A 12,782-nucleotide genomic window follows, 5' to 3' on the forward strand; every position below is an offset into this window, starting at 1 on the left:
CCCGGCCGCTCAGCCCTCGTCGCGCCGGCGGAAGACGAGTGCGGCGACGACGACGAGCGCCGCGACGCCAACGCCCAGGACGAGGGCGCTCTGGCCGGCGCCGATCGCGTGCTCCACGCCCTCGCAGATGGTCCCGTCGGCGCCGGTGGTGCACGTCTCCGTGTAGTACGTCGTGCCGCCGTCCACCCAGCCCGTGGCGTTGACCCGGGGCGACATCACCGACAGGTGCGGCAGCTGCGTCACGAGGATCGCCTCGAACGCCACGACCCAGCCCAGCACCGCCCCCATGACCGCCGCCGTGTGCCGCAGCAGGATGCCCAGCGCGGCCCCGCCCGCCGCCGCGACCGCCGTCAGCGCCACGACGCGCAGCGCCTGCAGCACCGTCGCGCTCCCCACCCCGTCCGCCGCCCCGCCGGCGGTCGGCACGTCGAGAGCCGCGTACACCGCCACGACCCCGCCGACGACGAGCGCCGTCGTCACCACGGCCAGCGGCACCACCCCCAGCGCCGCCGCCGCGACCTTGCTGCCGTACACCCGCAGCCGCCGCGGCTCGAACGTCAGCCACGTGCTCATCGACCGGGTGCTGAGCTCGGCGGCCGTGAAGGTCGCCCCGATGCCCAGCGCGGCCAGCCCCAGGACGAGCGCGATGCTGCCGAGCGCCGAGCGCAGCGACTCGGCGAGGGTGGGCGGCGTCGGCAGGAACCACTCGGGCCGCGGCTCGAGGTCCTCGCAGTGGTAGTCCGCGTCCCGGCCGGTGATCTCCTCCTCCCGCCGCTCCTGCTCGCGGCAGTCGGCGACCTGCTGCTCCCCGGTGCGTTCCCACTCCTCGGCGGCCTGGGCGTAGAACTCCTCGGCCTGCCGCACCTCGGCCGCCGACAGCGGCTGGACGCTGCTCCACAGGGACGCCAGCAGCAGCCCGACGACGACGAGCACGCCCACGTGTGCGACGAGCACCAGCCGCCGCGCGCGCAGCCGCCGCAGCTCGACCCGCAGCAGCCGGCTCACGCGGGCACCCCCTCGTCGCCCGACGCGGAGGCCGTCCCCGCCGTCAGCGCGAGGAACGCCTCCTCCAGCCCGGCGCGCTCGGGCACGAGCGCCTGCAGGAAGATCCCCGCCTGCGCCAGCGCCCACGTGATCCGGCCGGGGTCCTCCTCGCCGAGCACCCGCAGGCCGTCGCCGTCGTGCTCCACCTGCATCCCGGCGGCGACGAGCACCGCCCGCGCCGCCGCCGCGTCCGGCACGACGACCCGCGCGGCGGCCCCTCGTCGCCCGACGACCTCCGCCAGCGGGCCGGTCGCCAGCAGCCGCCCGCGCGCGATGATCGAGACGGTGTCGGCCACCTGCTCGACCTCCGCGAGGATGTGCGAGCTGACGAGGACGGTCCGCCCCTGGTCGGCCAGGGCGCGCATCGTCCCGCGGATCTCGTGGATGCCCGCAGGGTCGAGGCCGTTGGTCGGCTCGTCGAAGATGAGCAGGTCGGGCTGCTTGAGCAGGGTCGCCGCGATGGCCAGGCGCTGCTTCATGCCCAGGGAGTAGCCGCTGTACCGGTCGCGGGCGCGGTCGAGGAGGCCGACCTCGTCGAGCACCTCGTCCACCCGGGTGCGCGGGGCGCCGATGGCCCCGGCCAGCAGCTCCAGGTTCAGCCGCCCGGAGAACGCCGGGAAGAACGTCGGGCTCTCGACGATCGCGCCGACGCGCCCGACCACCTGCGGCAGCGCGTCCGGCACGGTCTGGCCGAACAGGCGCATGTGCCCGGAGTCGGCGCGGACCAGCCCGAGCAGCATGCGGATGGTCGTCGTCTTGCCCGACCCGTTCGGGCCGAGGAAGCCGTGCACCCCGCCGACCGGCACCCGCAGGTTCAGGTCGTCGACCGCGACGTGCACGCCGCGTCGGCCGCGGTAGGTCTTGCGCAGACCCCGCGTCGTGATCGCGAACCCCTCCGTCACGTCCACGCGGCGGCCTCCTGTCGTCGTCGGCTGGCCGTCAACCTAGCCGTCCTGACCGGGACGGCGCCCGGTTCTCGGAAGGCGTGGCAGCGTCACCAGCGCCGGGTAGGTTCGCGTCGTGGATCGCATGCGGTCGTTGCCGCTCGAGGACGCGGCTGATCGGCTCGGGGACCTCGTCGCCGAGGTGCGGGCGACCCGGGGGCGGGTCGTCCTCACACGTCACGGCGTGGCGGAAGCCGTGCTGATCTCCGTCGACGATCTGGCAGCCCTCGAGGAGTCCGTGGAGCTCGTCGCCACGGGCGCGCTCGTGGACGGCAGGGCCGCTCGTCTCGCGTACGACGAGGGCCGCACCACGTCTCTCGACGAGCTGAAGTCGGAGCTCGAGGCGGGCGGAGGCCTCGCCGCGCCGTCGGAGGAGGACGCCAGCCGTTGACGTCAGGTCGCGGTGCCTGACGCCTCCAACCCGACGACGAGCCGTGTGAAGGAGCGGCCCGTCGCGTCCTTGAGGACGACGTAGCTCGCGTCGACGTGCGGCTCGATGGCGCTGTGCTTGTCGTTCGGCGCGCCGATGATCAGCTGGAACCCCAGGCCCCGCCACGCGGCGATGGCGCGGCCCGTGAAGTGCGCGTCGGCCTTGATGAGCGCCTCGTCGAGGAACACCGGCGCGTACCGCGGGCGCTCGGCCCCCGCGTCGCCGAGCTGGTAGCGCAGCGCCGCCCCGACGATGAACGCGACGAGCTCCTGCGACTCCCCGCCGGACTTCTCGCCGATGTGGTCGTAGACCGCCACGTGCTCGCCGCTGCGCGTGACCTTCTCCGCGCTGATGCGGACGTGGGTGCGCACGTCGATGAGCTCGTGCAGCTCGGGGGCCGTGCGGCGGATCCGGTCGACGACCTTCGCCATGCGGGCGTAGGCGCGCTGACGGTCCTCGTCCGTGCGCGTCTCCGCGATGGCCGTGCGGACGGCCCGCAGGTCGGCGCGGAAGCGCGTGCGCACCGGCGACGCGGTGTCCCGCAGCTCGATGCGCAGGGTGTGGTGCTCGTCGGCGAAGTCGAGCCCGGCGAGGATCTCGTTGACCGGCTCGATGCGGTCGCGGATGTCCCGGACCGCCGTGGAGATGTCGGAGTCGAGCTGGGTCAGGTCCGCGCCGGACAGCCGCAGGAGGCTGTCGCGCCACTCCGCCTCGAGCTCGTGCAGGCCGTCGGCCTCGAGGTCCGCGAGCACGCGCTCGTGGTCGTCGTAGGAGGTGCCCGGGTCCGTGCCGAGGTTGGGGTTCGGCCACCGCTCGCCGAACGTCTCGAACACCGTGCGGAGGTCCCGCCGGCGGGCACCGAGCACCTCCTGCGCCTGGCGCACCTCGTCCCGGAGGCGCGCCGCGGCGCCCTCGACGGCCGCGTCGAAGCGGGTGCGCGCCTCCTCCGGCGTCGCGTCGGCCGGGACCTCGGCGGCGAAGAGGCCGGCGAGGAGCTCGGCGTGCTCGGCGCGGACCTGGGTCCCCGCGGCCTCCGCGGCGTCGAGGGTCCGCTGCGCGCCGTCGACCTCGTCGGCCGTGCGCTGCCACGCCTCCTCCAGCGCGCGAGCCTGCGCCTTTGCGACCCCCGCGGCCTCCGTCAGGGCGGTGACGTCCCGCTCGAGCACGTCGAGCCGGCCCTGCAGCCGGACGACCTCCGGGTCGCCAGACGTCGCCTCGACGACGAGCGCCGTCCACCGCGCGAGCTCGGCGTGCACGGCATCGACGTCCACGTCGTCCCAGCGGACCTCGACGACCGCCGCGAGCGCGGCCTGCCGCCCCTCCCAGGCGTCGAGCGCGCGCGTGGCCTCGTCGAGCGCCCGGACGGCGGCCGCCAGCCGCGCCTCCGCTGCGACGACCGCCTCCTCGAGCTCGCCCAGCCGCCGCGCGCCGGAGAACCCGAGGACGTTGGCCACGCCCTGCCCGCCGTGCGCGCCGCGGGCACCGTCGGAGGTCTGGCCAGAGATGGTCAGCGCCTTCGTGTGCGACGGGAGCTCCGCCGCCGAGTCCAGGCACACGTGCGCGTACCGGTCCGCGAGCTCCTGCTGCAGCCACCCGGTGAAACGCGTGGGCCGGTAGTCCAGCCGCGCGGGCAGGGTGCGGTCGGCCAGGACGACGTCGTCGCGGCGGCCCGTCGGGACGCCACGGAACCGGATGCGCCGGGCCGTGGGTACCGCGTCGATGGCCGTGCGGAACGCCCGCAGGCGCGCGGCGTCGACGAGCAGCTCCGTCGCGAACCCGCCCAGCGCCAGGTTGAACGCCGCCCGCCACGGCTCGAACTCCGTGCGCACCTCGACGAGCTCGCCGACGAACGGCAGCTCCGCGGGCGTCATGCCCGCCGCCTCGGCCAGCGCGGCCCGCGCCCGGTGCAGGTCGGACGGGATGCTGTCCTTGCGCGTGCGGGCCGCGTCGCGCTCGGCTCGGGCAGCGGCCAGCGCGTCCCTCGCCTGCGCCTGCTCCGCCGCAGCCGCGCCGAACCGCGCCCGCAGCGCGTCACGCCCGCCGGTGTCCGCGAGCGCCGCCTGCGCCCGCCCGACGAGGGCCGCGAACGTCCCCGCGTCGGCGACGGGCTCGTCGAGCACCGCGAGCTGCCGCTCCAGCCGCGCCCGCGCCGCCGTCACCGGCTCGACCCGCGCCGAGAGCCGGTCGACCTCGTCCTGCGCGCGCCGCAGCCGGTCCCCGCCGGTGGCGGCGAGCACGTCCCGGACGGCCGCCCGCTCGCTGCGCGCGGCGGCCACCCGCTCGCCCAGCTCCGCCGCCTCCTCGACCGATCGGGCGTGCCGGCGCTGCAGGTCCGTCTCCAGGGCGCGCAGCCGGTCCAGCCGCTGCCCCGCCAGCCACAGCGCGGCGGGCGACGAGGCGTCCGTGAAGCGGCCGACCGCGTCGAGGACGGCGAGCCGGTCGAGGGCCGCGTCGATGGCGGCGCGGTGCTCGCGGATCGGCGCCAGCGCCCGGACCTGCTGCCGCGCGGTCACCATGCGCTCGCGGGTGGCCGACAGCTCGTCGAACTGCTGGACGGCGGCGTCGGCGGTGGCGAACGTGGTGGGCTCCTCCAGCACCATCGTCTTGTAGAGCGCGTCGACCGTCGTGATCTGCTGGCCGGCCTGGATGCGGCCGAGCAGCGCGACGGCCTTGGCCCCGTCGCCGGCCGCCCCGATGCCGAGCGCCGTGTGCAGGCGGGCGGTGTAGTCGCGGTCGGTGTCGAGGCACGTCAGGCCCGTGCGGGCGACGAGGCGGCGGTCCAGCCGGTGCGCGGCCGCCTCCTCCAGCGCGGTGAGGTCGTAGGGGCCCTCGCACGTGGCCCGCACGGCGACGACGTGCTCGAGCGTGCGCGCCGAGGCCGGCACGTACCAGGCGCGGACCGCCGTGAAGGCCGCACCCGCCTGGTCCCGCCACGTCATCGCGACCGCCGACCAGGTGTCCTCGCGGTCGCCGCGCAGCACGCGGACCTCCGTGCGCCCGTCGACCCGCGTCTCGTCGAGCTTGCCGCGCGCGTAGGACAGGATGTTGCGCTGCTCCTTGCCGCGCGGCTTGCCCGTGACGCCGCCGTTGGACGCCCCGTTGAACGGGGTCGTGTGCGGCATGAGCAGCGCGATCGACGCGTCCATCAGCGTGGACTTGCCCGACCCCGACCCGCCGCTGAACAGCGTGGCACCGGGGGAGAAGCGCACGCGGTGGTGGCCGTGGTACCCGCCCCAGTTGACGAGCTGCAGGCTCTCGGCCACCCACTGCTGGCCGGTGGACCGCTCGGGGACGAGACCCCACAGCGTCTCGATCATCGTCACGGCTGCGGCTCCCCCTCGTCGCTCGCGTCCTCGTCAGGCAGGTCCTCGTCGAGCGCGTCCTCGTCGGGCAGGTCCTCGTCGTGCGCGTCCGTCCCCGGCGACGAGGGGCTGGCCTCCCGCGCCGCGGTCCGCTCCGCCAGCCACCGCGTCAGCTCGACGAGGCGGGCGTTGTCCAGCGCGACCTCGACCAGCGGCGTGATGCGGTAGCGGCCGGTCGACTCCTCGTCGAGCAGGCCCTCCGCGGCGAGGCGGGTCACCGCGTCGCGGATCTCGCGCTGGGCGCGCGAGACGTCCCCGTCGCGCAGGTCGAAGTACGTGAGCACCCCCTGCTCGACCTCCTCGAGGTCGACGCGGGCGGCGGTGCCGCCGGACGCGGCCTCGTGCTGGTGCACCGAGCGCAGGTGGACGAGCACGAGCGTCTCGGCGCGGGTGTACGCCTCGTCGCGCAGGAGGATCGGCACGTCGAGCTCCCCGGAGCGCACCTGCTCCTTCCACGCGATCCCGCGGTCGTGGTCGACGACGAGGCGCACGAACAGGTCGTGCAGCCGGGACTCCAGCACCGACTGGTGCGCGAGCAGCGTGCGCCACTGGGCGGGGCTGCGCTCGGCGGTGAGGAACCGGCGCTGCAGCAGCCGGACCAGCACGCGCCGCACCTCGGGCTCGAGCGTGCCGCGGTCGCCGGCGAAGAGCTCGGCGGCGTCGTCCTCCATGGCGACGGGCTCGATGAACCCGTCCACGTCGGTCAGGCGGTCGTCCACCGTGTCGAGGTCGTCGGCCACGCCGCCGGTCGCGTCGTCGACGTCCGTGGTGTCAGTCATGGCGTCCCTCGTCCCCTGCGCCCTCGTCGTCGCCGTTCTCGTCGTCGCCGTCGTGCTCGTCGTCGCCCCCGGACGCGGCGCCCGGACCGGCCAGCGCCACCGCGCCGAACGCGAACCGCCGGCGCGTGCCGTCCGGCCGGACCGCCTCGACGGTGACGACCTCGTCGCTCTCCACCATGCCGTGCCGGTGCGCGATCTCCAGCAGCCCCAGCAGGTCGACGGGGCGACGCAGGCCCTCCGGGGCGGCTGTGAACGCCTCGGCGACCGGGACGCGGTCCGACGTGCCGGCGACGAGCCCCGCCACGTGCCGCTCCAGCTCGACGTAGTGCGGCCCGCCCCACGCGCGGGCGTCGTCGTCGGGCACGTCGCCGACGACCACGGGCTCCAGCGGCGCCGGGGGAGCGGCGGGGCGCAGGTCGTCGGTGCGCTGCCGCAGGTGGGCGACATCCGCGACCGGCATGCGTCGCACCGGCGTGACCGGCTCCCGGCGCCGCGACGTGGGCATCCACCGCTGCAGCCCGGCCATCGCCTCGCGCAGCAGGGCGTCGACCTCGCGGTCGCGCAGCGGGTCGTGCGTGCGGATCTGGGTGGTGATGACGTGCGAGGCCCGCTGCTGCGCCTCCAGCACGTCGCGCACGCCCTGCTCGATCCGGCGCGCGACGTCCCGCAGCTCGCGCCGCTGGGACGCCGTGAGGCCGGCCGCGAAGGGGTGCCCGAGGATCGTGCGCAGGTGCGCGGCGAGCGCGTCGATGTGCTCCGCGCGCCCGATGAGCGCCAGCGCCCCGGCGAACGCCCGGCCCTCGCGCGTGGACTCCATGAGGTCGCGTCCGCGCTGGAGGTACTCGCGCAGCACCTCGCCGGTGGGCCGCACGTCCTGCCGCAGGTCGGTCACCACGTCGCGCTGCACCTGCACGATCGTCTCGACGACGCGGGCGAAGTCCGCCGGGAGCTCGCGCGCGAGGTGCAGGACGTTCTCCGCCTCCTCGAGCAGGCGGTCGTCGGGGACGGGCTCGACGGCGCCCGTACGCTCGAGCCGGCGGACCTCCTCCTGGCGCTCGCGGATCTCCGCGTCGAGCCGGGCGATGCGGGTCATGACGTCGGGGTCGGCGTCCTGCGCGAGCCCCTCGACGGCGTCGAGCAGCGTGCGGACGCGCGACTGCGAGACGCGCGTCCGCACGCCGCCGACGCGCCCGGCGACCTCGAGCGCCGCCACCCCGTGCGCCGAGACCTGGTAGACCTCCACGCCCTCGTGCGCCTGGCGGGTCAGCCAGCCGGCGCGCACCCAGCCGCGGCAGAGGTCCCGGGCGACGCCGCCGGGCAGCGGGGCCGTGCCGTCCTCGCCGTACCCGGCGGCGCGCAGCCGCGCCAGGGCCGCGTCGATCTCCGCGTGCACCTCGGCCACCGGCACCTGCGGGCGCTGGGCGGTGAAGACGAGCGCCAGCACCGTGACGACGAAGGGTGCTGACGACCCGTGCAGGAGACCCAGCAGGGGGTTCCGGAACGCCCGGAGCGCCCCCTCGTAGGCGCCCTCCACCGTCGCTGTGCTCATCGGGGGAGGAGCGTACGCGGGCGCCGTGCCCACCCGTGCCCACCTCGGGCGGCGTCCGGGACCCCCGCCGGGCGAGACGTCAGACCGCCACCCCCGTCCCCGCGAAGTACTGCTGGTACGTCGGGAAGTCGATCGCGAAGACCCCGTCGACGACGTCGAGGTCGATCGAGCGCCAGAACCCCTCGTCGCGCACGGTGATCGCCCCGTGCCGCGCACCGACCGTCGCCTCCGTGCTGCCCCACGGGTTGCGCAGGATCACGTAGTCGCGGGTGAGCAGGCGCAGGTCGAGCAGCGCGGCGGCCTGGGGCTCGAACGCCAGGCGGGCGGGCGACGACGAGTGGGCCAGCAGCCGGTCGAACGCCCGGCGCAGGACGGTCCCCGTGGTCCAGCCGAGGACGGAGTACGCGTGACTGCCGACGATGGTCGCGTCCGCGTAGCTGAGCCCGTCGGGGGCCGTACCGTAGGTCCACGCGGTCATGGGGTCGACCGTCCGGTAGGACCGGCAGTGGCTCTTGACGAGCGTGCGCAGCGCGGCGGCCGTCGTGCCGGCGTGCCACGTGTACTGCGGCGTCCGCCCGGACAGGGCCGCGCTGGCCCACACCGGGTCGCCGCCGTTGAGGACGGTGAGGTCCGGGTGGTCGTGCGTCGTCCCCTGCCGCCACTGCGCGAAGGCCTTCTCGACGACGCCCGGCCAGATCTCGCCGGGCTCGGCGCTGCGGGCGTACAGCGGGCTCGTCGTGCCGGACCAGACGAGGGTCTCGTCGGACGCCTCGAAGACCCGCTGGGAGCCGTCGGCGGGGTCGCGGTACTCGAAGCGGTGGGTGAAGCGGTCGTTCGGGACGCCCGTCGCCCGGGCCGCGTCGGCGATCCGCCCGGGCAGCGCCCACGCCACCGACGACATCGCGGCGATGAGCCAGCAGTCGCCGAGGCCGCCCTGGACCGGGTCGGAGAACTCGGCCGCCTCGTCGAAGAAGCGGCCCGTGTCCCGCCACTCGGCGCCGGCCGGTGTCCAGCCCGTGTCGAGCACGACGAGCCGCAGCAGCCGCTCCAGCACGGACCGGTCCACCACGGTGTCGACGAGCCTGCTGACGGGCGACCCCGCGGGGGCCACCTCGACGGTCCAGCCGCCGGCCCGCGTGGGCCGCGCGGCGCGCAGCGTGACCGCGTCGAGGTCGCCGAGGACCGCGCGCAGGTCGGCGAGCGTGCGCAGCTCGTCGGGCAGGCGGGAAGCGTCCTCGGACTCGGGCTCGACGGGCTTCCCTCCGTGCGGGAGCTCGACGGGGACGACCTCGTCGCGCTCCCCGAGCCCGAAGCCGAGGTAGACGGGCGAGCCCCAGCGGGGGTCGAACAGCTGCTCGCGCGGGGTGAGCAGCGTGTCCTCGACGAGGCCGAGCGGGTCGGTCACGGCCGCCCAGTCGACGGGGTGGCCGAGCACGAGCTCGGTGAGGGCGTAGGGGTTGCGTGCGGTGACGAAGGGCGCGGTCCCGGTGTCCTGGCGGTCAGGGTCAGGGTCAGGGTCGCGGTCGCGGTCGCGGGCCGGGGCGTGGCGGGCGGCGGCGGCCGTGGACCGGCGCGGTGCGGTGGTGGTCATGGTGCTGCCTCTCGGTCGGGGCACCGCTGTCGGTGCCGGTGACCAGGAGGAGCACGGCGGTGCTCGCCTGATACCTGTTACGTCGCCTGATACGTCACCCGGCACGTCGCCGGCACGACGGACGCCCGCCCCCGGGGTGCCGGGACGGGCGTCCGACGAGGCCGACGGGAGCGGCTCAGCCCGCGGCGAGCACCTCCACCTGGCCGACGAGCTCCGCACGCAGGGCCTCGTCGGGCACGAGGCGCGTGACGCGGTCGGTGAGGCCGGCCCAGTCCCGGGCGTCCAGCGCCGTCAGCAGCTGCTGCAGCTGCCCGGTGGTGACCGGCAGGGCCGCGAGCCTGCCGCGCAGGCCCTCGGCCGTGACCGTCACGGAGAAGGTCGTCGTGGCCTCCGCCGTCCCGCCGGCACCCGTGGCGCGCGCGACGAGCACGTGCTCGCCGAACGCGAGGTCGGCGGCCGGCACGGAGGCACCGTTGGCGACGGGCTCGCCGTCGAGGGTCAACGTCACCTCGTCGGCGTCCGTCGCCGCGGCGGCCAGGACGACGTCCTCGCCCCGCTCGACGCGGGCGGCGGCGGTGGGAGCGAGCACGGTGACGGTCGGCTCGTCGGCCGGGGCCGGCTCCGGCTGCTCCTGCGCGACGGCCGACTTCCAGCCGACGAATGCGCCGGGGCGGTTCGTGATCACGCCGTCCACGCCCGCCTCGGCGAACCGCCGCCACTGGGCGGCGGAGTCGACGGTCCAGACGAAGACGCCGATGCCGGCGGCGTTGAGCGCCTCGACGGCGTCGAGCCGCGTGGCGAGCGAGGCCGCGGACGGGTTGTACAGCCCGACGCCCAGCTCGCGGGCGTGCGCCACGGGGTCGGCCGCGACGTTCCCCAGGTAGCCCGTGGTCAGCTGCGGCGCGTACGCCTTCACCCAGCGCAGGATGCTCGTGTCGAAGGACTGGACGACAACGCGGTCGGCCATGGCGGAGGCGAGGACGACGTCGACGATGCGCTCGACCTGCGCCTGCGTCTCCGGGCCCTTGATCTCCAGGAGCATCGGGGTCGTCCCGCGGGCGCCGAGCGCGAGGGTCTCGGCCAGCGTGGGCAGCGGCTCGTCGACGAAGGCCGGGCTGAACCAGGAGCCGGCGTCGAGGCCCTCGACCGTCCGGGTGGGCAACGTCGACAGGTCGCCCGTGCCGTCGGTGGTGCGGTCGACGGTGTTGTCGTGCACGACGGAGGGCACGCCGTCGGCGTCCGTCTGCACGTCGATCTCGACGTAGTCGGCGCCGGAGCGCACCGCCGCCTCGTACGCGGCCAAGGTGTTCTCGGGCGTCACGGAGGAGTACCCGCGGTGCGCCACCGTCACCGGCAGCTCGTCGCCGTCGAGCACGGGCGTCCACGGCGCGATCTCGGTGACGACCACGTCGTCGATGCTCACGCGCGCGCCGTCCGCCGAGAACCCGAGCACGCCGTCGGCGCTCCGGGCGATGCGGCCGCTGAGCACCTCCTGCCCCTCGTAGAGCCAGGTCGCGCGGCCGCCCTGCACCTCGACGGCGATGCGGACGTCGCGGCCGACCCCGGCGTCGCGGGGGGCGGGCGTCGTGAACGGCACGTCCCAGGTGTTCGCGGCGGTCCGCTGCGCGAGCTCGATGCCGTTGCCGGCGGTCGTCGTCGTGCGCATGGCGGCCTGCGACCACGGCACGGCACCGGACGCGGGGATGTCGAGCACCGCCGCCAGCCACCGCGTGGCGTTGCTGACGGCGTCGAACCGGACCGTCGCCTCGAGCCGGTAGTTCTCCAGGTGCGGCCCGAAGGTGATGCGCGTGATGCTCCCGGGCTGCCCGACGAGGCGGCCGTCCTGCACGGCCCAGCTCCCGGCGGCCGCGCGCCACCCGGCGGGCAGGGCGCCGTCGGCCACGTCGTCGAAGTCCTGGGCGTAGGCGACCTCGCCGACGGCGGCCGAGGCGACGAGCGCGGGGGCGGCGGGTGCGGCGGCGGCCGGCGCGGCGGGCGCGGCGGCCGCGGACGGGGCGAGGAGGGGCACGGCGACGACGCCGGCGACGAGCGCGGCGGCGGCTGCGGCAGGGGCGGTGCGGGTACGACCGGGGGCGGGCACAGGTCCTCCTGGGTGCGGGGGTGGGGAGGGCCCCGACGCTAGGAAGCGCTGGTGAACGGGCTGGGACGTGCCGGAGAACGGTTCCCGGCGAGCGGTCGGCGCCGCGGCGACGATCGCTCGCCTCCCGGCACGGCTGAGCCGCGTCCACCGTCCGGCGGTCGCCGCGCAGCCGGTGCGGCGGCAGACTGGCACGGCGCCGCGACGGCGGTGCGGGAAGGGGCGGGCATGGCACGGACGACGCCGGACGGGGCGCCCTCGAGGTCCCGTCTCCCCGCACGCACGACGGATCGCGCCCCCCTCAGCCGGCCGGTCGTCGTCGAGGCAGCGATCGCCTACATCGACGCCCAGGGCCTGCCGGGTCTCACCATGCGCAGCCTCGGTCAGTCGCTCGGCGTCGAGGCCATGTCGTTGTACCGGTACGTCAACGGCCGGGAGGACCTGCTCGAGGCCGTGGTCGACCACCTCGTCGGCCGCCTGCGCCTGGACCCCGCGGACGAGCTGGCGCCGGCGGACGGCTGGCAGGGCTACCTGCAGTGGCTCGCGCACGGGGTGCGGGCGCTGGCCCACGACCACCCGAACGCCTTCCCGCTCGTCGCCACCCGGCACCCGGCCGCGCCGTGGCTGCGGCCCCCGCTGCGGAGCCTCGACGTCGTCGAGGACTTCCTCGGCGCCCTGACCTCGCGCGGGTTCTCCGACGAGGCAGCCGTCGCCGCCTACCGCGCGTTCTCGAGCTTCCTGCTCGGCCACCTGCTGCTCGAGGCGGCCTCGCGCGGCGCGAGCACCGCGCCGGTGGAGGAGCCCCTCGACGAGGGGGACGCCGACGTCCCCCAGGACGACACCGACCTGCGCGACTACCCGCAGACCGAACGGCTGCGGGAGCTGCTGTCGCAGAACCACGACGACGAGGAGTTCGAGGTGGCGCTGGAGAGCCTCCTCGACCGCCTCGACCTGCTCGTCAGCCAGTAGCGCCGCAGCCCCTCGC

General features: G+C 75.9%; 9 protein-coding genes. 2 read left to right on the forward strand and 7 right to left on the reverse strand.

Annotated features, from left to right (window positions below):
• Positions 1-9 precede the first annotated feature (9 nt).
• Both AC2TDM_RS01595 and AC2TDM_RS01600 read right to left on the reverse strand, forming a co-directional pair.
• Positions 10-1,005: a hypothetical protein gene (locus tag AC2TDM_RS01595; protein WP_484635627.1), complete on the reverse strand. Its 996-nt coding sequence runs from the start codon at positions 1,003-1,005 to the stop codon at positions 10-12.
• Positions 1,002-1,952 carry an ABC transporter ATP-binding protein gene (locus AC2TDM_RS01600; protein WP_090034503.1) on the reverse strand — a complete coding sequence of 317 codons (951 nt, stop codon included), beginning with the start codon at positions 1,950-1,952 and terminating at the stop codon, positions 1,002-1,004. Before AC2TDM_RS01600 ends, AC2TDM_RS01595 begins: the two co-directional genes overlap by 4 nt.
• 121 nt (positions 1,953-2,073) lie before the next feature.
• On the opposite strand from AC2TDM_RS01600, the gene AC2TDM_RS01605 reads away from it, so the two are divergent.
• Complete coding sequence (locus AC2TDM_RS01605) at positions 2,074-2,379, forward strand: type II toxin-antitoxin system Phd/YefM family antitoxin (RefSeq protein WP_239078991.1); 306 nt, start codon at positions 2,074-2,076, stop codon at positions 2,377-2,379.
• A 2-nt stretch (positions 2,380-2,381) separates the two neighbouring features.
• On the opposite strand, the gene AC2TDM_RS01610 is transcribed toward AC2TDM_RS01605, so the two are convergent.
• The 5 genes from AC2TDM_RS01610 to AC2TDM_RS01630 form a co-directional block, all read right to left on the reverse strand.
• Entirely contained in the window at positions 2,382-5,741 is a 3,360-nt protein-coding gene (locus AC2TDM_RS01610; protein ID WP_484635628.1) for an ATP-binding protein, read from the reverse strand.
• Entirely contained in the window at positions 5,738-6,559 is an 822-nt protein-coding gene (locus AC2TDM_RS01615; RefSeq protein WP_484635629.1) for a DUF4194 domain-containing protein, read from the reverse strand. Before AC2TDM_RS01615 ends, AC2TDM_RS01610 begins: the two co-directional genes overlap by 4 nt.
• Positions 6,552-8,108 carry a DUF3375 domain-containing protein gene (locus AC2TDM_RS01620; RefSeq protein WP_484635630.1) on the reverse strand — a complete coding sequence of 519 codons (1,557 nt, stop codon included), beginning with the start codon at positions 8,106-8,108 and terminating at the stop codon, positions 6,552-6,554. The genes AC2TDM_RS01615 and AC2TDM_RS01620 overlap by 8 nt, the downstream gene beginning before the upstream one ends.
• Positions 8,109-8,187: 79 nt before the next feature.
• The gene (locus AC2TDM_RS01625; protein ID WP_484635631.1) at positions 8,188-9,699 is read right to left on the reverse strand and encodes a C2 family cysteine protease; all 1,512 of its coding nucleotides are present in this window, start codon (positions 9,697-9,699) and stop codon (positions 8,188-8,190) included.
• Between the two features lie 175 nt (positions 9,700-9,874).
• Complete coding sequence (locus tag AC2TDM_RS01630) at positions 9,875-11,800, reverse strand: glycerophosphodiester phosphodiesterase (protein WP_484635632.1); 1,926 nt, start codon at positions 11,798-11,800, stop codon at positions 9,875-9,877.
• 225 nt (positions 11,801-12,025) lie between these two features.
• On the opposite strand from AC2TDM_RS01630, the gene AC2TDM_RS01635 reads away from it, so the two are divergent.
• Positions 12,026-12,766, forward strand: a complete 741-nt coding sequence (locus AC2TDM_RS01635) for a TetR/AcrR family transcriptional regulator (RefSeq protein WP_090034517.1) — start codon at positions 12,026-12,028, stop codon at positions 12,764-12,766.
• Positions 12,767-12,782 lie beyond the last annotated feature (16 nt).

The organism is Cellulomonas sp. plas2, assembly GCF_057221735.1.